The 22,770-nt window shown below is 41.8% G+C and carries 15 protein-coding genes; 8 read left to right on the top strand and 7 right to left on the bottom strand.

Features of this window, described 5'->3' with window-relative positions; genetic code table 11:
• The first annotated feature begins 104 nt into the window (after positions 1-104).
• Positions 105-1,328: a multidrug effflux MFS transporter gene (locus FHW88_RS24910; RefSeq protein ID WP_090533395.1), complete on the top strand. Its 1,224-nt coding sequence runs from the start codon at positions 105-107 to the stop codon at positions 1,326-1,328.
• Between the two features lie 244 nt (positions 1,329-1,572).
• Here FHW88_RS24910 and FHW88_RS24915 read toward each other — a convergent pair whose 3' ends face one another.
• Positions 1,573-1,980: a hypothetical protein gene (locus FHW88_RS24915; RefSeq protein WP_176628346.1), complete on the bottom strand. Its 408-nt coding sequence runs from the start codon at positions 1,978-1,980 to the stop codon at positions 1,573-1,575.
• Between the two features lie 144 nt (positions 1,981-2,124).
• Complete coding sequence (locus FHW88_RS24920; RefSeq protein WP_175490081.1) at positions 2,125-2,286, bottom strand: hypothetical protein; 162 nt, start codon at positions 2,284-2,286, stop codon at positions 2,125-2,127.
• A 286-nt stretch (positions 2,287-2,572) separates the two neighbouring features.
• Here FHW88_RS24920 and FHW88_RS24925 point away from each other — a divergent pair, with 286 nt between their 5' ends.
• Positions 2,573-4,462 carry an SPFH domain-containing protein gene (locus FHW88_RS24925; RefSeq protein ID WP_176628347.1) on the top strand — a complete coding sequence of 630 codons (1,890 nt, stop codon included), beginning with the start codon at positions 2,573-2,575 and terminating at the stop codon, positions 4,460-4,462.
• 405 nt (positions 4,463-4,867) lie between these two features.
• On the opposite strand, the gene FHW88_RS24930 is transcribed toward FHW88_RS24925, so the two are convergent.
• On the bottom strand, positions 4,868-5,707 hold the full coding sequence (locus FHW88_RS24930) for an MBL fold metallo-hydrolase (protein ID WP_176628348.1): 840 nt from the start codon (positions 5,705-5,707) through the stop codon (positions 4,868-4,870).
• 246 nt (positions 5,708-5,953) lie between these two features.
• Complete coding sequence (gene lpdA, locus FHW88_RS24935) at positions 5,954-7,345, bottom strand: dihydrolipoyl dehydrogenase (RefSeq protein WP_090533040.1); 1,392 nt, start codon at positions 7,343-7,345, stop codon at positions 5,954-5,956.
• Between the two features lie 399 nt (positions 7,346-7,744).
• Between lpdA and FHW88_RS24940 the strand changes: the two genes are divergently transcribed.
• Positions 7,745-11,068, top strand: a complete 3,324-nt coding sequence (locus FHW88_RS24940; protein WP_176628349.1) for a carboxypeptidase regulatory-like domain-containing protein — start codon at positions 7,745-7,747, stop codon at positions 11,066-11,068.
• Positions 11,069-11,770: 702 nt separating this feature from the next.
• Here the strand turns inward: FHW88_RS24940 and FHW88_RS24945 are convergent.
• The gene (locus tag FHW88_RS24945; RefSeq protein WP_176628350.1) at positions 11,771-12,460 is read right to left on the bottom strand and encodes a sterol desaturase family protein; all 690 of its coding nucleotides are present in this window, start codon (positions 12,458-12,460) and stop codon (positions 11,771-11,773) included.
• A 19-nt stretch (positions 12,461-12,479) separates the two neighbouring features.
• Positions 12,480-13,661 (bottom strand): AIR synthase related protein, encoded by a 1,182-nt coding sequence (locus FHW88_RS24950; protein ID WP_176628351.1) that lies wholly within the window; start codon positions 13,659-13,661, stop codon positions 12,480-12,482.
• A 219-nt stretch (positions 13,662-13,880) separates the two neighbouring features.
• Here FHW88_RS24950 and FHW88_RS24955 point away from each other — a divergent pair, with 219 nt between their 5' ends.
• Positions 13,881-15,656, top strand: a complete 1,776-nt coding sequence (locus tag FHW88_RS24955; RefSeq protein WP_090533033.1) for a chloride channel protein — start codon at positions 13,881-13,883, stop codon at positions 15,654-15,656.
• A gap of 19 nt (positions 15,657-15,675) precedes the next feature.
• On the top strand, positions 15,676-16,170 hold the full coding sequence (locus FHW88_RS24960; protein WP_176628352.1) for a hypothetical protein: 495 nt from the start codon (positions 15,676-15,678) through the stop codon (positions 16,168-16,170).
• Positions 16,171-16,247: 77 nt separating this feature from the next.
• Here the strand turns inward: FHW88_RS24960 and FHW88_RS24965 are convergent, their stop codons facing one another.
• Positions 16,248-18,422, bottom strand: coding sequence for a glutamine synthetase III (locus tag FHW88_RS24965; RefSeq protein WP_090533030.1), 2,175 nt, complete (start codon positions 18,420-18,422; stop codon positions 16,248-16,250).
• Positions 18,423-19,021: 599 nt separating this feature from the next.
• Between FHW88_RS24965 and FHW88_RS24970 the strand changes: the two genes are divergently transcribed.
• The 3 genes from FHW88_RS24970 (at position 19,022) to FHW88_RS24980 (ending at position 22,675) form a co-directional block, all read left to right on the top strand.
• Positions 19,022-20,629, top strand: coding sequence for an ammonium transporter (locus FHW88_RS24970; RefSeq protein WP_090533028.1), 1,608 nt, complete (start codon positions 19,022-19,024; stop codon positions 20,627-20,629).
• Positions 20,630-20,962: 333 nt separating this feature from the next.
• Positions 20,963-22,003, top strand: a complete 1,041-nt coding sequence (locus FHW88_RS24975; RefSeq protein ID WP_090533026.1) for a porin — start codon at positions 20,963-20,965, stop codon at positions 22,001-22,003.
• A 72-nt stretch (positions 22,004-22,075) separates the two neighbouring features.
• The gene (locus FHW88_RS24980) at positions 22,076-22,675 is read left to right on the top strand and encodes a DUF4468 domain-containing protein (RefSeq protein ID WP_176628353.1); all 600 of its coding nucleotides are present in this window, start codon (positions 22,076-22,078) and stop codon (positions 22,673-22,675) included.
• Positions 22,676-22,770 lie beyond the last annotated feature (95 nt).

Below are 22,770 nucleotides of genomic sequence, written 5' to 3' on the forward strand. Positions count from 1 at the left end.
GTTATGGATCATGGTTCATAGAATTTTAGCATGACCATTATACTATTGTGCCCATTCACAGCTATGAACTATCAACCATGAACCATCAACTAACTAACACACGTATGACCAAACAAAAATATACAGTACTGATCCTCATATTGGGTTCGCTTACAGCACTTGGCCCTTTTTCTATAGATATGTACCTGCCAGGCTTTAAAGCCATAGCTAAGTACTTGCATACCAGTACCGATGAGGTAGCGCTGTCATTATCGAGCTATTTTATTGGCATCGCCGCCGGGCAATTACTTTATGGACCTTTGCTCGACAGGTTTGGCCGTAAAAACCCATTATACTGGGGGCTTGGGCTTTATATCGTATCATCAATGGGCTGTTTTTTCTCTTCATCGCTCGAAATGCTTATTGCACTGCGTTTTTTTCAGGCGGTGGGCAGCTGCGCTGCAAGCGTAGCCGCTATGGCCATGGTGCGCGATTTGTTCCCGGTTGAGGATAATGCCAAAGTATTTTCGTTGCTGATCCTGGTACTGGGTGCTTCGCCAATGCTGGCTCCAACCGCAGGTAGTTACATTACCGCGGCTTTTGAATGGCAGGTCATTTTCCTGGTATTAACTATTATAGCGGTGCTCATATTGCTGTCCGTAATATTCTGGCTCCCCGAAAGCTATCAGCCCGATCCTGCTTATTCTTTAAAGCCAGGGCCGATTATAGGGCATTTTATAACGGTTTTAAAGGATGCACAGTTTGTAACCTATGCCATAGGCGGCGCGTTCGCTTTCGCGGGTTTGTTTGCCTATGTTTCGTCTTCGCCCATTGTGTTTATTGAGGGCTTTAAAGTAAGCGAAAAGCAGTTCGGCTGGATCTTTGCCGGGCTTTCGGTCGGGTTTATTGGTTCAAGTCAGCTAAACAGTGTGCTGATAAAAAAATACAAAAGCGAACAAATGATAGGCGCATCACTTATTTTAATGGTGATTATTTCCACAGTGTTTTTGGCGGGTTCATTAAATCATTGGTTCGGGATAGGTGGTACTATAGCTATGATATTTGGAGTTTTGTGCTGCGTTGGCATTTGCGCGCCCAATACATCGGCATTATCCCTTGCTCCCTTCTCTAAAAATGCGGGTTCGGCTTCTGCAATATTAGGCGCATCGCAAATGGCCGTGGGGGCCTTGTCATCCATCGGTATTTCGGTAATAAAACAACATAGTTCGCTGCCCATGGCGGCGGTTATGGCGGCGTCATCAATTTTGGCACTTCTGATTGTTTTTATTGGCAAGCGGTTTATAAAAAACAAGGTTGAAGCCAGTGGAGAGGTTGTTGCGGCACATTGAGCCTTGATTTTAGGATTACAGGATAGCGTGATTTCGCGCCGTTGTTGGTGTTGTCACCAACAACTTCCTATTCGTTGCTTTTATTAATTACAAGCTAATTCAGCATTGCAATTGCATAGCGCAGAGTTGTTGGTGACAACACCAACAACGGCGAAGGATTACAGGATTAGCTTGATTTTAAATTACTTGTAAGTGCAGGCCACAAGACAGTACCTTGTGGCCTGCAAGCAAAGAATTAACTGATTTAAAATTTGCTTGCCCGCAAAGCTGTAACCTTTGAGCCTTCGGGGCCGGTACTTTCAAAAACTATCTTATTTTCGGTTAGTTCCGAAACGTAAAAAACGAAATTACGGGTTTTGCCATCAGGGAGTTTCTCGGTTACATTCATGTTGCTTCCATTCAGCGTAAAAGAGCCGTGCGACAGGAATTTGCCGCCCCATACAATCAGGAATTTCATTTCGGGCGTAAACTGAATATAAGGTACGTTGGCATCCAACTCGGCTTGTTTTACGGTATCGGGCGGGCTTGCATTTGGATGCTCAATTTTTATATATTTCCATTTGCCGGTAAGCGTCCTAACCGAAACTTCAGGTTTACATGATGCTATAAAAAGCACCACTACAGCAAACAATAAAAAGCCTTGTTTTATCATAACAGAAAAATGTTTGGATAAAACTATACAATTGCTTTTAAAATTGAAAGCGAAGGGTTAGTCTTTAGTCTAAAGTCATAAGTCTGAAATGCGGTGAGGAAAAAGAGATCTTTTGACATCCGACTTAAGACTATTGACTTTACACTATCTCTTCTTCAAACCTTTATTAGTACGCTCTTCGGCTTGCTTCACTTCGTCTTTTTCACTTAGCGGGCCCTCGGTTTTGATCTCTTTGGCTTTCTGTCCACCCGCTTTTACCGGACTTATCCTGGTACCTTCTTTTTTGATGTCTTTGGGGATACTCATAGCGGTAATGTTAAGTATTCATTAAACAATAGGATACTTATTTAACTACACCTGTTGTAAAATGTTTCCTGAAAATTATTTTAAAATTTACTTTCTGTGTATCAATTAATTACATGAATTTGACGACGCTCCTAAAATATTTTTATGATTTTTCGTAACAAAGCATAATTGCAACTGTCTTAATGACACTATATAGCCAAGGTACTCTTCCAGGTAAGCTATAAGTATTGTGAGGGCCCGCACCTTAAGGGTTCCGTTAAAAAAATCAAAAACAATCTTAAAAAAAATGGACAATCTAATTGTTAGTCTGTGGTGGGTTATACCCGTCATAGTGTTATTGCTGATGTACAAATTTGTTTTGCGCGTGTTTTGCGGCATGGTTATCGTTCCTGACGACCGTATCGGACTGGTGATCAAAAAGTTTGCCCTTACAGGTAATAGCCGCCTGCCCGACGGCCGTATCATAGCTACCCAGGGCGAAGCCGGTATGCAGGCCAAAGCGCTTGCTCCGGGTTTATACTGGAAAATGTGGCCATGGCAGTACACCATAGTCATGCAACCTTTTACCATCATTGAACAGGGCAAGCTTGGCCTTGTGAAGGCTAAAGATGGTGCTCCGTTTGATACTGGTCGTGTACTGGGTAAACCGGTTGAATGTGATAAGTTTCAGGATGCTATCGCCTTTTTAAATAACAACGGCCAGAAAGGCCCGCAGGCCGCTTTCCTTACACCAGGTAGTTACCGTATCAATGCATTTTTGTTTGATATTGAGATGGTGCCTATCACGCAGATCCACGAAAATAAAGTGGGGATTATTACCACACTTGATGGTGAACCATTGAATAAAGGTGAGATAGCCGGCGAATCGGTACATGGACATAAAAACTACCAGGATCCGATAGCCTTTATCAACGCCGGCGGCCGTAAAGGGTTGCAGGAGGATGTGATACTTGCCGGTACCTATTATCTTAACCCATGGTTTGTGAGTGTTGAGCAGGTAGATATGATCTACATCCCTATTGGTTATGTTGGTGTTGTGAACTCGTTCGTAGGCCCCGAAGGTAAAGATACCAGTGGTGATAATTTTAAACATGGTAACATAGTTAAACGTAACGAAAAAGGTGTTTGGGACGAACCACTCGACCCCGGTAAACACCCGGTAAACATCTATACCCACGCTGTTGAAATTGTACCGACCACCAATATCGTATTGAACTGGGCAGATAGCCGCACCGAGTCGCACGAATTGGATAAGAACCTTTGTACCATTACGGTAAGGTCAAGCGATGGTTTTACTTTTAACCTGGATGTGTCACAGATCATCCACGTGCCACGTAACGAAGCACCGAAAGTGATAGCAAGGTTTGGTAAAATGAAAAACCTGGTATCGCAGGTATTGGAGCCAACCATTGCCAACTACTTCCGTAACTCGGCCCAAAAAAGTGATGTGATCGGCTTCCTGGCCAATCGTATCCAAAGGCAAACTGATGCCCGCGAACATATTGGCCGGGTACTGGAAACCTACAACGTAATTGGGGTGGATACCCTGATAGGTGACATCGTACCTCCTGCCGCCCTGATGAAAACCCTTACCGACCGTAAACTGGCCGAAGAGGAAAAGGTTACTTATGAAATTCAGCGCCACGCGCAAATTGAACGTAAGGAATTTGAAAGCGCCCGTGCCGGTGCCGATATGCAGCCTGAAGTAGTAAAATCAACCCGCCAGGTTGAGATTAACACCCAGATGGCCGCTTCAAGGGTTGCCGCATCAAAAGGTGAGGCCGAAGCTAAAACCATCAACGCAAAAGCCGATGCCGAGGTAAGGATTACGATAGCCAAGGCCGATGCCGAAGCCAAAACCGTGAATGCTAAGGCTGACGCTAATGCTACCGAAGTAAATGGTATGGCCGAAGGTGCCAAGATCAAAGCCATAGGTTTATCAGAAGCCGAGGTTACCAAACAAAAAACCGAAGCTATGGGTACCGAACAATATGCTATAGTGCGTGTGGCCGAAGCCTTGGCTGCTGCAGGTATCAGGTTGGTGCCTGAGATATTGGTAAGCGGTAAAGAGGGCGGTAGCGGCGGTATGATTGATGCCTTGATAGGTACCGAAATGCTCAAAAAACTGCAGATCGAAAACCAAGGCAAGGGCGGTGCCACCACTAAAGGCGAATAATTAAAATAAATGCATAAAAATTAAAGGTTGATTATGTAATCCCTTCAAATTATGCATCATGACAAAGGTTTGTGATTAGAGATTTTTGAGGGAGAGTACAGATAACTCAAATCCTAAACCTTTTGTTGAAGAGATCAACGGTTGGAGGTTGGTGGTTAGTCGCTCCCTCCGGCCAAAGATAATACGTTCTTTATACCTAAACCTTTTTTATAGTGATCAGAGGTTGGAGATTAGAGGTAAGTTGCTGTGATAGTATCCGGCTTTATGATTCAACCGCACTGATTTAATTGACGAGGCTTTTAACCTAAACCGATCAATTGAACAAAGGCATCCGCGAGGGATGCCTTTTGTGTTTTTATAAGTTAAAGAATCAACGGAATCATCGAAATCAAAACTAATCAACGGTCATAGGTCGCTTAGTTTAAATGTGTCCTTAACCCTGATGCCTTTTTCTGTTTGCTGTAAAGTGCAGCATTCATTAACCGGGTCGTGCTCAAAATATAGTACGTATTCTTTTTCAAGGGCCTCGTTTAAAAAAAGTTTTTTCTCAGTAAGTGTTTGCAGTGGAAACATATCGTAGGCCATTACATAGGGGATAGGCAGATGTCCTATAGATGGCAGCAGGTCCGCCATATAGAGTACCTTTTTCCCTTTATAATTAATAAGCGGCAGCATCATTGATTCGGTGTGCCCGGATACAAAGCGGATCTCAAAATTTTTCATAAAGTTAATGCCGTCTTCAGTATCAACAAATTTTAGCTGGCCGCTTTCCTGTATAGGGATGATGTTTTCTCTGAAAAAGGAAGCTTTTTCCCGTTCGTTAGGGTTAATTGCCCAATCCCAGTGTTTGGGATTACTCCAGTAGATGGCGTTTTTAAAGGCAGGGAGCAGGTTTTCGCCCTCGCGTACAACCGCACCGCCCACATGGTCAAAGTGCAGGTGGGTTAAAAATACGTCGGTAATATCATTCCTGTGGAAACCAAGAGAGGCGAGCGAAGTATCTAAACTTGCATTGCCGTGAAGATAATAGTGGCTGAAAAACTTTTCGCTTTGCTTGTTGCCTATGCCGGTATCAACTAATATCAACCTGTTTTCATGTTCAACCAGCAGGCAGCGCATGGCCCAGGTGCAAAGGTTGTTTTCATCGGCGGGATTGGTTTTGTTCCAGATGGTTTTCGGAACAACGCCAAACATAGCCCCGCCGTCTAATTTGAAAAAGCCGGTATCAATGGTGTGTAGTTTCATTTTTAGTTCATGGTTTATAGTCCATAGTCCATAGTCGATGGTCCATAGATAATGGGTGTGACTTATAATGTGCTGATAGGGCTAAATTAGAATAATATTTTAAAGATAAGTTGTGGTTATAAAGTATGAAACTAAAAAGCCTCAAACCAAATGCAATGCATTTAATTTGAGCCTTTAAATATTTATTGTAGCTATAACTATCAACCATGAACTATGATCCATGAACCATACCCCATGAACCAAAAACTACAAGTGGATACACTCGCCGTAAGCTTCGGCAGCGGCTTCCATTACGGCTTCACTCATGGTTGGGTGAGGGTGTACCGATTTGATGATCTCATGACCGGTAGCTTCCAGTTTGCGGGCGGTAACTACTTCGGCAATCATTTCGGTAACGTTGTAGCCAAGCATGTGAGCGCCTAAGAACTCGCCGTATTTGGCATCAAATATCACTTTTACAAAGCCATCTTTGGCGCCGGCAGCACTTGCCTTACCTGAGGCTGAGAATGGGAATTTACCAACTTTAACTTCATACCCAGCCTCTTTAGCCGCTTTTTCGGTATAACCAACAGAAGCAACTTCTGGTGAGCAATAGGTACAGCCCGGAATGTTGTTATAATCGAGCGGGTGAGGGTTTTGACCGGCAATTTTTTCAACGCAGATAATACCTTCGGCAGATGCTACGTGTGCAAGAGCCTGGCCTTTAACAATATCGCCAATGGCGTAAACACCTTCCACATTGGTACGGTAAAAATCATCAACCAATACTTTGCCGCGCTCGGTTTTAACTCCGTTTTCTTCAAGGCCGATGCCTTCAAGATTGGTGGCGATACCTACTGCAGAAAGAACGATCTCGGCTTCAAGCACTTCAGTGCCGGTAGCTGTTTTTACGGTTACCTTGCACAGGTCGCCGCTGGTATCAACCGACTCCACATTGGAACTGGTCATGATGTTGATACCCTGTTTTTTAAGAATGCGGTTTAATCCTTTTGAGACATCCTCATCCTCTAACGGAACAATATTATCTAAAAACTCAACTACGGTAACTTTTGTACCTATTGAGTTGTAAAAATAAGCAAACTCAATACCGATAGCACCCGAACCAACTACAACCATTGATTTAGGTTGCTGCGGCAATACCATGGCCTGGCGGTAACCGATAACTTTTTTACCATCCTGTTTCAGGTTAGGTAACTCGCGCGAGCGGCCGCCTGTTGCTAATATAATGTGTTTTGCACTGTAGGTTTTAGCTGTACCGTCGGCGGCTTTAACTTCAACAGCGCCTTTGCTTTTTAATTTACCAAAGCCAACAAGAACATCTATCTTGTTTTTCTTCATCAAAAACTGAACGCCTTTGCTCATGCCATCGGCAACGTTACGGCTTCTTTTAACAACCGCGGCAAAATCAACTTCGCCGGCGCCGTTAATTTTAATACCGTAATCGGCACTGTGGTTAAGGTATTCAAAAACCTGGGCGCTTTTTAATAAAGCCTTGGTTGGGATACAACCCCAGTTCAAACAGATACCGCCTAATGATTCTTTTTCGACAATGGCGGTTTTTAAACCAAGCTGGGAAGCGCGGATAGCAGCAACATAGCCACCCGGACCAGACCCAATAACAATTACATCGTAATCCATATTATTATTGATATACTTTAATTTCGTTTCAAAGGTAAATAAGCTGCGCGGATTTTTGTGGTTTTTCCGCAGCCCCCTATTTTTTGAATGCCAAAGCTAAGGAAAAGGGCTGAAACCAAAAAATGTACTGCCGGTATATATCACCTGCCACGCGTTATTTATATCTGCGCTGTGTCATAAAAGTAAAGGGCGTAAAGCAACCGTTAAGCCCGGGTATGATTTAAACCATATTATTTGTAATATTTTCATTGTTTTTGACGATTGTTTTATGGTTTTTATGCTTATAATGTAAAATGTTGATAAATATATAATAATTGTTAACGTTAACTTAACATTGGTAATTAATTCATTAATTATCTTTGCGCCAATTAATTAAACGTATAATTAAAAAAGCAATTTATGAGGAAGCATTACCTTCTTTTATTCATTTTTTCGCTGCTCACACTAAACTTTGCGTTCGCGCAAAACGTTACTACAAGTAGCATGTCTGGTACAGTGGTTGATGAAAAGGGATTACCACTCCCTGGTGTAACCATTACCGCGTTACACACACCCACAGGTACTAATTATTCAACTGTTAGCCGCGCCGACGGCCGTTACAACTTACCAAACATCCGTGTTGGTGGTCCGTACACTATCAGTTTTAAATTTATTGGTTTTAATACCTTTAGCCAGGATAACATCACGCTATCTTTAGGTCAGGACTTTAAGATCAACGCTAAACTTGCACCTACCAATACCGAACTTAAGGAAGTTGTGGTTTCGGGTGTACAGAACAAGGTTATCAATACTTCAAGAACCGGTTCTCAGGAGATTATTAACCGCGCCCAGATCGATCGTTTACCAACTATCAGCAGGTCAATTTATGATTACACTAAATTAACTCCAACTGCAAATGGTACTTCATTTGGCGGCCGTAACGGTAATGGTAACAACTTAACTGTTGACGGTGCCTTGTTCAATAACTCATTTGGTTTATCAAACACCTTAGGTGGCCAGGCAAACTCACAGCCAATTTCATTAGACGCGATTGAGCAGATCCAGGTTTCTGTATCTCCTTTCGACGTAAGCCAGGGCCGTTTTGCCGGTACCGGTATCAATACCGTAACTAAATCAGGTACCAACGAATTTAAAGGCAGCGTTTACTACTACAAACGTTCGGCTGGTTTATTAGGTTTGCATACGCTTACTACTGATGTTCAAAAACCAACTATTGACTACAATCAACGTGGTATCAGCTTAGGTGGCCCGATCATCAAAAACAAATTATTCTTCTTCGTATCTGGCGAGCAGGAAAGGATTAAAGATCCGGCTACTTCTTATACAGCTTTACGTGATGGTCAGACAGCAGGTGGTAGTATCTCCCAGGCTTCTTATGCTGATTTAACCGCATTGTCTTCATTCCTTCAAAAAAATTATGGATACAATCCCGGAGCATTTGAAAACTACCAGTTACGTACGCAATCAGATAAAATTGCTGCCAAATTAGACTGGAACATTGACAAGAACAACACTTTATCATTGAAATATTTCTATTTGAAATCTTTCCGTGACGTGCCTCCAAGCAGTTCAGGTGCGCCTACCGGCGGCCGTGCGCCAAGCAGCACTTCGTTGCCGTTCTTTTCATCTTACTATACCATCAACAACAACTTCAATATTGGTATTGCCGAGTTGAACACCCGTATTAGCTCAAACCTTGCCAATAAATTAACTGTAGGTTACCAGGCCCTGCGCGATTTCCGCGAGTCTCCGGGCGGTGGTTCATTCCCGTTGGTTGATATCCAGAATCCTAATGGTACTACTTTAACCTCTTTTGGTTATGAGCCGTTTACTGCCAACAACGTATTGAATACTGATACCTGGCAGGCATCTGATAACTTAACCCTTTACAAAGGTAAACACGAGTTTAACTTCGGTTTATCATACGAATCGAACAAGTTTAAAAATGGTTTTGCCCCTAACTATTATGGCGGTTACCGTTTTAAAAGTTTAGCTGATTTTTATGCATCGGCAGACCCTAACAACGGTCTTACAGATGCACAAAGAGCACTTGCTACCCGTTATGATTTCCGCTATTCAGCGCTGCCTGATGGTTCGTTCCCCTTTGCTATCGTAAAATCATATACTATTGGTGCATACGCTCAGGACAAATGGACAGTTAACGATAACTTCAAATTAACTTACGGTGTTCGTTTTGATTTGCCGGTTTATAATACTGACAGCCAGTACAATACCAATGCTGCAGCTTTAACAGGTTTCAGGGATGGTTACAAGATCAATACTGCGCAGTTCCCTAAAACAAATATTCAAATTTCACCAAGGGTAGGCTTTAACTGGGATGTTAACGGCGATGCCAGCACACAAGTGCGTGGTGGTGCAGGTATCTTTACCGGTCCGGTTCCTTATGTATATATATCAAACCAGGCCAGCAACAATGGTGTACAGTTTGGTTCATATAGCATTGTGCCTGGTGCCGGTGGTGTATCAACAACCGACCCTCGTTTGATCTTCAGCCCGGATGTTAACAAAAACAGGCCGCAAGGCGCTGCAGCCAATACATCATACAACCTGGTTGTTACCGATAAGAACTTCAAGTTCCCCTCAAACTTCAGGCTAAACTTAGCTGTTGACCAGAAATTGCCATTAGGTATTATCGGTACTTTAGAAGGTATCTATTCAAAAGATATCAACTCGGTATATTTTGTTAACCTTGCGTTGCCTACATCAGGTCAGGCTTTAAAGGGTAATGATAACCGGATCCGTTACAGCAGTACTACTGTTTATCCTTCAATCCCTGCTGCCCAGGGTGGTAACACAGCGGCGGTACCTAATATTACCGATGCTATCCTGATGAAAAACACCAGCAAAGGTTATACTTACAGCGTTACCGGCCAGTTACAAAGAACGTTTAAAGAGCTTTACTTTAACATAGCTTACACTCACTCTGATTCACGCTCGGTTAATGACGGTGGTTCTATCGCCCAGTCAACCTGGAGAGACCGCGTTGTATCCGGCGATCCAAACGCTGATGTTACTTCATATGCTAACTTCTACCAGCCAAACCGTATCATCGCTTCGGTATCATTCCGTAAGGATTATATCAAACACCTTACTACTTCGGTTGGTTTAACTTACGAAAGCGCTAACAACGGTGTTGCTTCATACACTTATAATGGCGACTTGAATGGTGACGGTCAAACTACCAACGATTTGATGTACATTCCTAAAGATATAAATGACATCGTGTTAGTAAAAGATAATAATAATGATCTTCGTACTACGGAACAGACTTATCAGCAGTTGAACGCGTTTATTAACCAGGACCCATACCTGAGCAAACACCGCGGTCAATATGCTAAGCGTAATGCTTTGGTATTGCCATACTTCCACCTGGTTAACTTTAACTTTACCCAGGACCTGTATGCTTCAACCGGTAAGTTTAAAAATACTTTACAGTTTGAATTTAACATCATCAACCTTGGCAACTTCCTGAACAGGAACTGGGGTAACTTTAAGTTTGTTAACCGTACAAGCCCGTTATCATTTAAAGGTGTTTACGCCAACAACGCTAACCCTAATGATCCTAACATCGGTAAGCCAACATTTTCGTTCCCTTACTTTGATGATAAAAACCAAATCCCGCTTACATCAACTTTTGGTAACGGTATTTCGCAGGTATCACGCTGGCAAGCTCAAATTGGTTTAAGGTATCTCTTTAACTAATTGAATTTACCATATGATTTAAAGCCCCGGTCAATTTGACCGGGGCTTTTTTCGTTAGAAATAATTTGATCATATATTTATATTATTTCATAGTGAGTGAAAGTTAATGTATTGGTTAATAATTATTAATCAATACATTAACTTTGTTTTGAATTATACTTTTATATTTGAATAATACTTAAATTTTATCACCTATGAAAACAAATATCAAAATCATCGCGCTCATCCTCTTTAGTTTTTTAATCGGCTTCTCCATACACTTAGGCTTTACTATGTCAATTGTGTCGTTTGAATTTACGTTATTGAAAGATATATTAAACCCCGGAAATAGCTTTTGGAATCAACTAAATATCTCACTTTTAGTGTTGTTTCATCTTGGATTGTTAGCGCTGCCTTTCATAAGATCATCAAAGTATTATAAAACTCTTTTGATCTTTATTCCGGCGTGTTTTCTGTTAACTGTTTGCACAAATACGGTCATCTTTTTATTAATAGCGCCGGATTTGGCAGTCTCGATCATTCCCTTTATAGTTATGTGGATCATCTGCCTGGTTAAAAAAGATAATTCTAAGCGCATACCATATGAGGTGTCGTTGAACATATAAGCAAGGATAAAATTCAATCTAACCAATTATAGCCGGGAGCATTTGCATCGCCTCCGGCTTTTATTTTTTATAAAAGGTGAGCCTATAAGCTTATTGTTTAAGGCTTATAAGTTTTAAATAACCTATCCCAGATGTTGGTATAAAAGCCGAAATTAAAATCAATTTCCAGGTGATGCCGATGGTGAAAAGATGGCGTACCTAAATATTTAAAAGGAGCCATTTTTCGAACAGAGGCGGGAACGGGCTCAATACCTAAATGGCCCATGATACCGAAAAATACATTGACTGTAAGATAGATCAACACCGCGTAGAAATTGAAGCTATATAAAGCCAGTATTATCAGCCATAGCGAACCAAAGCCTATGGTTTCAACAGGATGGAGAACAAACAGGTCGATAGGGATAGGATCGGCGTAATGATGGTGAAATTTGTGGATCGCTTTATAAATAACTGAGTGGTGGATGAAGTAATGGAAAATGAACATGGCCAGGTCCATCAGCATAAATAAGAGCAAGAAATCAAGAAGGGTGTACCACTTTAACTGGAACGTGAGTGTTATATAGTTGTGCTTAAAAAGCCAATAACCGGCATAGGTGATCGCTGTGTTGATGGCATTGGTTAACATGCATACCAGAATCTCGTTTCGGCTTGCCCGTTTTATTGGTTTGTTGGATAGTTTTAAGATCAACCATCCGAATAGCAGGGCCAGGGTAGTAACAAAAAGGTTTTCGGCTAAAAATATCGCCCATAATTTTAATGGGGGCAAAGTAGCCAAAAACCTCAGCATAAATTTATGTCGTTATTATTTACTCGTACTCAAACACTCCAAACTCCGATGTCACGGTTACTTTCTTAGTATCAGCCTTTTCTACACGGCCAATGATCTGTGTATCAACACCAAAGCTTTTTGAGATACTGATCAGGTCGGCAGCAATAGCTTCAGGTACATAAAGCTCCATACGGTGCCCCATATTAAATACCTTGTACATTTCCTGCCAGCTGGTTTTTGATTCCTCGTGAATGAGTTTAAACAATGGTGGTACAGGGAACAGGTTGTCTTTTATAATATGCAAACCTTCTACAAAATGCAATACTTTGGTTTGCGCGCCGCCGCTGCAATGTACCATGCCATGAACCTGGCTGCGGTAGCCATCAAGTATTTGCTTAATGATTGGCGCGTAGGTACGGGTCGCGCTTAAAACGAGCTTGCCTGCTGTTACGGTTTCACCGTTGCCAATGTCAATAGTGTCGGTAAGGTTTTTACTGCCCGAAAAGATCAGCTCGTAAGGGATGGCCGCGTCATAGCTTTCGGGGAATTTATCGGCAATAGTTTTATTGAAAACATCATGACGGGCAGATGTAAGGCCGTTTGAGCCCATGCCGCCGTTGTATTCTTTTTCATAAGTAGCTTGTCCGTATGAGGCAAGGCCTACAATTACATCGCCGGGCTCAATGCGATGGTTCGAGATCACATCTTCACGTTTCATACGGCAGGTAACTGTCGAGTCGACAATGATGGTGCGCACCAGGTCACCTACGTCGGCAGTTTCGCCGCCGGTTGAGTAAATGCCGATGCCGGCCCCGCGCAGTTCGGCTAAAATTTCTTCGGTACCATTAATGATAGCGGCAATAACTTCACCGGGAATGAGGCCTTTATTGCGGCCGATGGTTGATGACAGCAGGATGTTGTCAGTAGCGCCAACACAAAGCAAATCATCAAGGTTCATGATGATGGCATCCTGGGCTATGCCGCGCCATACAGAGATATCGCCTGTCTCTTTCCAGTAGGTATAAGCTAATGACGATTTAGTGCCCGCGCCATCGGCATGCATAATATTGCAATACTCAGGATCGTTGGTTAAGATATCGGGTACTATTTTGCAGAAAGCTTTTGGGAAAATGCCTTTATCGATATTTTTTATGGCATTATGAACGTCATCTTTGGAGGCTGATACGCCACGCTGATCATATCTTTGCGAAGAAATCATGGGCAAATATAATGCTATTAACCTTAATTTTAAGAAAGAGTGCTACTCCTTATACGGAGTTTAAATTATGAGTGTGACCTGATTAATAAAATTGACCGAAATTGTGTTTCTTTGTAAGAAAATCGACTAATACACGTCATTAGTCTGTTTTATCAGCTTAATTGAAAACAATTCGCGCTCATAACTCTTCATCAGCAGAATTGGTAGTATATACTTCTTATGTTAAAAACGCTTTCCTACAAAATAAACCGCTGGCGGTTAAAACGCAATAGTCAACGTAACTTTTTAATTTATTGCAGCGTGTTTGTAGGTTTTATGGGCGGACTGGCCGCCGTTGCCCTTAAGTTTTTAGTGCATTTAATGGAAGAGTTAAGCCGGAATATCTCTTCGCACCTGTATTATCATATAGCATATGTGTTTTTGCCAGCAATAGGCATTTTGGGTACGGTGCTGTATCAGCACCTGATCAATCGCGATAAGATTGAAAAAGGGATAGGTAAGGTGCTCATCAATATCAAAAAGAACCGCTCAAACATCAAAGCCAATAATATTTATTCGCATTTAATAACCAGTTCATTAACCATAGGCTTCGGCGGTTCGGCAGGGTTGGAGGCGCCTATTGTTTGTACAGGTACTGCCATTGGCTCAAATGTGGGCAAGTTTTTTAAGCTTACACCGTATGAGAAAACAGTACTGTTGGCAGCGGGGTGTTCGGCGGGTATAGCTGCGGTATTTAACAGCCCTATTGCCGGGGTGCTTTTTTCGCTGGAGATATTAATAGGAGAGATCACCATTCCTACTTTTATACCTTTATTGATAGCCTCTGCTACGGGAGTTGTGGTTTCCAAATTATTATACTCGGGGCAATTGTTCCATTTGGTTACCGAAGGCTGGGCAATGAACGCCCTGCCCTTTTATGTGCTGCTTGGCATATTAAGCGGATGGATAGCGATATATATATCCAAAGTAGGGGGTAAACTTGAAGGAGGGATACTTAAAAAGCAAAACCGGTACGTGAGGGCAGTTGGTGGCGGTGTGATATTAGGGTTGATCATTGCTGTGTTTCCTCAATTATTTGGCGAGGGGTATCATTATCTCACCGAAATTTTAAATGGTAATATCAATGTATTAAAGGAAGAAAGCTTTTTTGCCAACTGGCTTTCCGAACCGCTTGTCATGCTGTTATTTATAGGGGCACTCGTGTTTACCAAGATCATTGCTGCGGGTATTACCATTGGTGCCGGTGGCAATGGCGGTACATTTGCACCTACGGTATTTACCGGCGCTTTCCTGGGCTTGTTTGTGGCTTACGGGGTTAATCAAACCGGGCTGATACATTTAAATACGGTTAATTTTATTGCGGTGGGTATGGCGGGGGCCCTGGCTGGCGTATTGCATGCACCCTTAACTGCTATATTTTTGATAGCCGAAATTACCGGTGGATATGTGCTGTTTATCCCGCTCATGATCGTATCAGCTATGTCATACATCATATCGCGTTATTCATCGCCCCATAATATGTACTGGAGCCAGCTGATTCATCATAACAATATTCACCCGGGGCAGGATTATGGCATGCTTAACAGTATAATGCTTGATAGCATCATTAACCGCAAATACACCCCGGTTGATAAACAAATGCCGGTTGGCGAATTTTACCAGGTACTGGCCAAAACCGATGCCAATATTTTCCCGGTGCTTAAAGAGGACGGAAGTCTTGAAGGTGTTGTATTGATAGACGACATTCGCCGGCGCTTGTTCAATAAAGACATCGCGGATGAAAATATAGCCGATATCATGATTGAACCACCGGCTATAATTGATTATGATCAACCGGCCAGCAGCGTTATGGACACCTTTGATGCCATTGACGTATGGCAGTTACCGGTAGTAAAAGATGAGGTTTTTATCGGCTTTATATCCAAATCGGCATTGCTGTCAAAATACAGGGCTGTGATCATTGAACAGCATAAGGCGAGTGATTTGTTTGCGTAGATAGTAAGCTATATAAAATATGAATCAAGGCGACGTGTTTACTTTTTTGGCGGCAGATAATCGGTATAAAGTGATCATCTGTACGAGTATTTACAAAGCGCGGAGCCCGCATTATTACATTTTTGCTGCCTTAACGTATGATAATGAAGAGATCCCTGTAATTGAGGATGCCATCAATAGTGGCTTTTGGGGGAAGGCCGTTTATAAGGACGGTAATTTTAAATATCCGGACTCTCAAATTCAATGTATGTGGCAATATCATCCCGAAATTAAGCCTTATTATTTAGGTAGTTACGGGTTACTTATTTGGCGAAAGGATTTTTTGCAGTTTAAGGATAATATGAAGTTTGTCGGCAATCTGAAAATTATTAATGACTTGGATAAAAATGTAAATAGCAGCATGAATGCAAGCAGTTGGTTAACTTTGCAGCGTTTTTTTAACAGTGAAATTTCAAAGGTATTAACATATCGGTCGCAAAAAGTATTTGAGGTACGTTCAGTACTTTGCCAATAGTGGTGAGGTTATAGTGCTAAAACAAAAATGCCGCTAACGTTTAACATCAGCGGCATTTGTATTTTAAAATCAAAGTTCTATTTAATAAACAACAACTCCCTGAATTTTGGCAGCGGCCATTGGCGGTCATCAACCAGTTGCTCCAGTTTATCAACGTGGTAGCGGATAGGCTGGAAGAATGATTTTACCTTTTCATCGTAATCAATAGCGCGCTGACGAAGGTCGTCAATAACGTTAGCTTTTTTACGCTCTTCAACCATTTGCTCGGTATTGGTTTTAATGAAGTTCACATGCTCGGAGATCCTGTTAATGATGTCCAGCTGCGAAGCATAAGTTGCTTTATCCAGGCCAATGTCTTTTAGTCCTTTTACATTTTCAATCAGTTTGCTTTGATAAGCAATTGCTGCCGGAATAATCACGTTCATCACCATTTCGCCAATTACGCGGGCTTCTATCTGTAGCTTTTTGTAGAAAGCATCAAGCAAGATCTCGTGACGTGCATGCGCTTCACGCACGGTGAACACGCCGGTTTCGGCAAAAAGATGTTCCGACTTATCGTTTATTAAAGCATCCAGCGCTTTTGGTGTGGTTTTAACATTGGGTAAACCTCTTAGCGCGGCTTCTTTTTCCCATTCTTCGCTATAGCCATTTCCCTCAAAGCGGATGTTTTTTGATTCTTTGATGTACTTTTTGATCACCATTAATAAAGCCAGATCTTTTTTCTCGCCTTTTTTCATCAGCTTATCTACATCGTATTTGAATTTTTTAAGCTGATCGGCAACGATAAGGTTAAGAATGGTCATCGGGCTTGCCGAGTTGGCTGATGAGCCTACTGCGCGCAGCTCAAACTTGTTACCGGTAAAGGCAAAAGGTGAGGTACGGTTACGGTCGGTATTGTCGGGTAAAATTTGCGGGATCTTAGGGATGCCCTGCCATAACAGGTTTTCTTCTTTAATTTTTTTGCTGATGCGGGATGTTTCTATCTCATCAAGCACGTCGCTAAGCTGGCTGCCCAAAAATATAGATATAATGGCCGGAGGGGCTTCATTGGCGCCTAAACGGTGGTCATTGTTAACTGATGCAATGGATGCCCTTAACAGGTCGGCATGCTCGTGTACCGCTTTGATGGTATTCACAAAAAAGGCCAGGAACATGAGGTTGTTTTTAGGCGTTTTGCCTGGCGATAACAGGTTTTTGCCTGTATTGGTTATCAGCGACCAGTTATTGTGCTTGCCCGAACCATTAAGGCCTGCGTATGGTTTTTCATGAAGTAATACCTTAAAGTTATGGCGCCTGGCAACACGGTCCATCAAATCCATTAACAGTTGGTTATGGTCGATAGCGAGGTTGATCTCTTCATATATCGGTGCACATTCAAACTGGGATGGAGCAACCTCATTATGACGGGTTTTAAGCGGGATGCCTAATTGCAATGCTTCGGCTTCCATATCCTGCATGTAAGCATACACGCGCTCAGGTATCGAGCCAAAGTAATGATCTTCCAGCTGCTGGTTTTTGGCCGACATATGACCGAATAAAGTGCGGCCGGTTAAATAAAGATCGGGACGGGCATTAAATAAGGCCAGGTCAACCAAAAAGTATTCCTGCTCAATACCTAATGACGCGTTTACCTTTTCAATGCCTTTATCAAAATAATGGCAAACATCAACGGCTGCTTTGTCAAGCACGTTCAGTGCCTTTAATAAAGGTACTTTATAATCAAGTGCTTCGCCGGTGTACGATACGAACACCGTTGGGATACACAGGGTACGCGCCATTAAAAAGGCAGGCGAAGAAGGGTCCCATGCGGTATAACCGCGGGCCTCAAATGTATTACGGATGCCGCCACTCGGGAAGCTTGAGGCATCAGGCTCCTGTTGTGCAAGGGCATCGCCCGAAAAACGTTCTATAGCGCCGCCATCTGCGGTGGGCTCAAAAAAAGCGTCATGTTTTTCGGCCGTAGTGCCGGTAAGCGGTTGAAACCAGTGTGTATAATGGGTTGCGCCTTTGCCTAAAGCCCAGGCTTTCATTGCAGAGGCTATCTGTTCTGCCAGGTCGCGCGGGATCGGCTCACCTTTTTCAATTGAATTTACAATTCCCTGGTAAGCCTCTGATGAAAGGTATTCTTTCATCTTCTTTTTATCAAAAACATTCGATCCGAAATAATCGGAAATTTTTGGTGAAGGCGGTTTTACTTCAGGGATAGTTCTTGAAAGTACATCCTGTAAGGCTTTAAAACGGATATTGGACATATTTTATGAGGTTTAAATAAAGGTTAGTGTTCAAAATTATAACTATCCTTTTAAAATACGGGGTAAAATTAAATGAAATATAACATACCACCTAATGATTAAAAAACTGAGATAATTTAAAGGAAAGTCTTAATTCTTTTAAAATTTCTATCTGAAATTAATAAAATCCTGTTTTTTTAAGGCTTTTATCCGGATTTTTTATTTTAAATTGGATTAATTGATGTTTTAAACTGTAAAAATCAATCTTTTTAATTTTTTTAATGATAGAATTGAATTTATATTGAAAATATCATTTTTAAATAATCAAAAAATGACATTTTAAAAGCCTTGTTTTTGCAATTTTCATAATTTTTTGATTTTTTACCATTAATTTATCATTAATAATTTGTTATTCTTAAAAATACTACCTAATTTCAGAAAATAATTTACGAAAACACACCAATTATTATGCTTTTTATAAAAAAATGAAAAAGATTAGAGGCGGGATTGAGGATTTGGAGGTGAAAAGGGTTTTGTAATTCAGGATAGCAATCAAACTAAATTTAAATACAACAATCAAACTAATTAATTTTTAAAAAACAATCAAACTAAATTAAACGATGAAAGTAGGTTCTACAAAACACAACTTCCTAAGTGCAGTCCGACAGCTGACACGTGAAAAATGGGCGCTGGGAGCAACCATTTTTACAGGGAAAATGATTGGCTTATTGCTGGTGTTTGCCGCAATGATGGTTTTGCCAGGTGTATTTGGCACAAAAGCTAACGCTGCCGAAACGTACACCGCCCATGAAACAGCGTTAATTAACACGGTTAATACTGTTTGGACACTGGTTGCTGCCTTTTTGGTATTTGGTATGCAGGCGGGTTTTGTTATGCTCGAGGCTGGTTTCGCCCGTAAACGCGAAACAGTGAACGTGCTGATGGAGTGTATTTTTGATACTTGTCTTTGTGGTTTACTATTTTATGCTGTAGGTTATGCCTTTATGTTTGGCAACGGTAACGGCTTTATTGGCTGGGGTGGTGCTGATGGCAAAACCTGGTTCTTCCTTCAAAACACACCTGAAACTTATGGTTCAACCGGCATCCCGGTATTGGCACATTGGATTTTCCAGTACGCTTTTGCTGATACCTGCTCAACCATCGTATCTGGCGCAATGATCGGTCGTACCAGTTTCCGTGGCGATATCCTTTACAGCATCGGTATTACCGGCTTTATTTATCCTATCATCGGTCACTGGGCATGGGGTCCGGATGGTTTCCTTGCGTTAATGGGAACTTCAGGCTTCTTTAAATCAATAAGCGCTCAGCCTTTCCGTGACTTTGCAGGTTCAACAGTAGTACATACTATTGGTGGTGTGGCTTCTTTGGCTGGTGCAATGGTATTAGGCCCACGCTTAGGTAGGATATTTGCCCGCGATGATAAAGAAAAAGGCGGTTTGCCTCCAGGTCACAACTTATTGGTTGCTGCTGTAGGTGGTTTTATACTTTGGTTTGGTTGGTATGGTTTTAACCCTGGTTCAACGCTATCGGCAATGGATATGCAGGGTATTGGCCGTGTTGCTGCTAACACTACGCTTGCAGCCTGCGCCGGCGGTTTTGCTGCTATGCTTGCCGCTTTATGGTTTGGTCCAACTAAAGGTAAATTTGATTTGGCCTTTACAATAAATGGATTTTTAGGTGGCCTTGTTGCAATTACCTGTCCTTGTTATTGGGTAAGCCCGCTTGGCGCGATCCTGTTGGGTGTGGTTGCCGGCTTTGTAATATTTGCAGGTGTTTACCTGATCGAGTGGTTCCGTATCGATGATCCGGTTGGTGCGGTGTCAGTACATGGTCTTTGCGGTATCTGGGGTACTTTATCATTGGGTTTATTTGCTTCAGGCCAGTACGGTGCTACAGGCCCAACAGGCGCAGATAACTCTGCTCCGGTAGCAGGTTTGTTCTATGGCGGCGGCTTTGATGTGTTGAAGGCGCAGCTTATAGGTAGCTTAACTATTACCGTTGCTGTGTTTGTAATTACTTATGTGATGATGTTTGTGATCAACAAATTAGGTCATCCATGGAAATTACGTATCGAAGAACACGGTGAAACAGGCGCAGGTGGTATCGACGTATTTGACCACGGTATCGAAGTTTACCCAGTTCAGGATGATGAGATCAGCTTAAGCGGCCTTTTTGATAATGGCGCTAAGGTTGCTTCTGAAGCCTGATCATATAGGAGCTTAATAGCTTAAACAAAGATATTGATGCCTTGTGCGGTTGGAGAGTGGTAGTATTAGCCTATAGTCCTCAGTTTAAAGTCGGGAGTTCATTTCTGACTTTAAACTAAGGTGGTGGCTTAAGACTAAACAGCATTTCATATTAAAACAGCATTAGTTGTTTAAATGAACGTTGCCGTTGCCAATCGTGCAGGGATTTTTTATGCCGACACATAAACTATCCTTTTAACTGCAAGGTGTTGATAATCAAATAATAACAGTGTATTTCCCCGAAAAAAACAACAATTAACAAATAGTTTATCAATTCACAATTAAATCGTTATCATGAAAAAAGTATTTCTACTCTTCTCATTTTTTTCAATTGCGGCCTTTACGGTTAAGGCTCAGGACACGGTTAAAACAACCTCAGATTCCCCTCTGGTGATCTACGGTTCGGTAGATACCTATTATAAATATGATTTTTCTGATAAGGGTTCGCAAATCCCTACCAGCTTTGCAAGTGATCATAATTCAGTATCAATTGGTATGATTGATCTGGGTTTGAAGAAAAAAGTTGGTAAAGCAGCTTTTGTGGGCGAGCTTTCATTTGGTCCGCGTGGCCAGGCCCAATCAATTCCTAATGGTCCTAATGGCGATTCATTCCACATTCAAAATTTGTATGTATCATATGATTTAACCGATAAATTAAACCTTACCGGTGGTTATATGGCTACCTTTATTGGTTATGAGGTTATTAGCCCGGTAGGTAACTTTAACTACTCTACTTCGTATTTATTTACCAATGGTCCGTTCCAAAATCCTGGTGTTAAATTAACTTACGCGTTTAGTGATAAAGTAAGTTTAATGGCGGGTATTTTTAATGATACCTGGAACAATTATACTTCAACGCATAAGGTAAATACTTTCGGCTCACAGTTGTTTGTATCTCCTGTTAAAGGATGGACTGCTTATCTTAACCTTGCTACCGGAAGTACTTCAGGTACCGAAGTTGATTTAACAACCGCTTATCAAATTACTGATGCCTTTAAACTGGGCTTAAACGGCGCTACTTATTCTGCTCCGCATGATGGTGGTGGTTTTAGCGGCGTTGCTTTGTATCCGCAGTTAGCAGTATCAAAAACAGTAACTTTAGGTTTAAGGGGCGAGTACTTTAAAACTAAAAAAGGTGATTTAGTAACTTTAGGCCCTCCTCCGGGACAAAATGTTAAAGCATTTACCTTTACTGCAAATATTAAATCAGGCCCGCTTACTTTCATTCCTGAAATCAGGTTAGATCACGGCTCATCTACTTCATTCCTGAACCACTCTGGCGATCCTTCGAAATCAGCCGGCCAGTTTGCTGTAGCTGCTGTGTACGCGTTCTAAAAAAAATTAATTTAATCTATTTTTATCGCGAGCCGTTCCGGGTTTATCCGGAACGGCTTTTATATTTGTTAAATGAAAAAGATACTATTAGGCTTTGTTGGTCTCCTTTTTTCGTCAGGCGCTTTTGCGCAGAAGGATTCGCTGGCTTTTGATGAGAATAATAAATACATTTATTATAAAACGGTTGACCAGCCCGGCTCCATTGCAGATTCGCTTTATAGCAGGGGATTGTATTTTTTAACTAAGGCCTATCCTAAAAAGGTGCTTAAACTGGCAAAGGCCGATAAGGATGGCAATGCGCTTACCGGTACGGGTATTTTTTTGGTCAACAAAAAAGGCCTGATGGGTAATAGTGAAGGCGGTGAGCTAAGCTATACGCTTAAAGTAGAGGTAAAAGATGGCAAATACCGTTATTGGTTAACGGATTTTGTTTATCAGCCATATCAGCGTAACCGTTATGGTAATGTGGAACATATGCATGGCAAGGATGTAGCCCTGGAAAAGGCGTCGGAAAAATTATCAAAGGTTGATTTTAACGCCTGTTTAAACCAGGTGCTGAGCAATAGCAAGCATGTAGGTGATAATTTAAAGGCTTATATGCTTAAAACCTCGTCGCTTGAAAAGCCGGCGGAAGTTAAAAAAGTAAAAAGGGTATCTACTAAGGAATGGTAATAGTGTTGAGTTTGCAGTTGCAGGTTTGAAGCAGGCAGTAACTAATGTGCAAGATCAAATAAAAGAGCCGCACGCTGTAAAGGGTGCGGCTTATT

Origin of the sequence: Mucilaginibacter sp. SG538B, from assembly GCF_013376065.1 — a bacterium.
Classification (GTDB): Bacteria; Bacteroidota; Bacteroidia; order Sphingobacteriales; family Sphingobacteriaceae; genus Mucilaginibacter; species Mucilaginibacter rubeus.

What these genes read in the sequence shown, in the direction of transcription:
- FHW88_RS24950 (WP_176628351.1), bottom strand. Translation starts at nt 13,661, where the DNA reads ATGATTTCTTCGCAAAGATATGATCAGCGTGGCGTATCAGCCTCCAAA.
- lpdA (WP_090533040.1), bottom strand. Translation starts at nt 7,345, where the DNA reads ATGGATTACGATGTAATTGTTATTGGGTCTGGTCCGGGTGGCTATGTT.
- FHW88_RS24920 (WP_175490081.1), bottom strand. Translation starts at nt 2,286, where the DNA reads ATGAGTATCCCCAAAGACATCAAAAAAGAAGGTACCAGGATAAGTCCG.
- FHW88_RS24975 (WP_090533026.1), top strand. Translation starts at nt 20,963, where the DNA reads ATGAAAAAAGTATTTCTACTCTTCTCATTTTTTTCAATTGCGGCCTTT.
- FHW88_RS24955 (WP_090533033.1), top strand. Translation starts at nt 13,881, where the DNA reads ATGTTAAAAACGCTTTCCTACAAAATAAACCGCTGGCGGTTAAAACGC.
- FHW88_RS24925 (WP_176628347.1), top strand. Translation starts at nt 2,573, where the DNA reads ATGGACAATCTAATTGTTAGTCTGTGGTGGGTTATACCCGTCATAGTG.
- FHW88_RS24915 (WP_176628346.1), bottom strand. Translation starts at nt 1,980, where the DNA reads ATGATAAAACAAGGCTTTTTATTGTTTGCTGTAGTGGTGCTTTTTATA.
- FHW88_RS24965 (WP_090533030.1), bottom strand. Translation starts at nt 18,422, where the DNA reads ATGTCCAATATCCGTTTTAAAGCCTTACAGGATGTACTTTCAAGAACT.
- FHW88_RS24910 (WP_090533395.1), top strand. Translation starts at nt 105, where the DNA reads ATGACCAAACAAAAATATACAGTACTGATCCTCATATTGGGTTCGCTT.
- FHW88_RS24970 (WP_090533028.1), top strand. Translation starts at nt 19,022, where the DNA reads ATGAAAGTAGGTTCTACAAAACACAACTTCCTAAGTGCAGTCCGACAG.
- FHW88_RS24940 (WP_176628349.1), top strand. Translation starts at nt 7,745, where the DNA reads ATGAGGAAGCATTACCTTCTTTTATTCATTTTTTCGCTGCTCACACTA.
- FHW88_RS24960 (WP_176628352.1), top strand. Translation starts at nt 15,676, where the DNA reads ATGAATCAAGGCGACGTGTTTACTTTTTTGGCGGCAGATAATCGGTAT.
- FHW88_RS24980 (WP_176628353.1), top strand. Translation starts at nt 22,076, where the DNA reads ATGAAAAAGATACTATTAGGCTTTGTTGGTCTCCTTTTTTCGTCAGGC.
- FHW88_RS24945 (WP_176628350.1), bottom strand. Translation starts at nt 12,460, where the DNA reads ATGCTGAGGTTTTTGGCTACTTTGCCCCCATTAAAATTATGGGCGATA.
- FHW88_RS24930 (WP_176628348.1), bottom strand. Translation starts at nt 5,707, where the DNA reads ATGAAACTACACACCATTGATACCGGCTTTTTCAAATTAGACGGCGGG.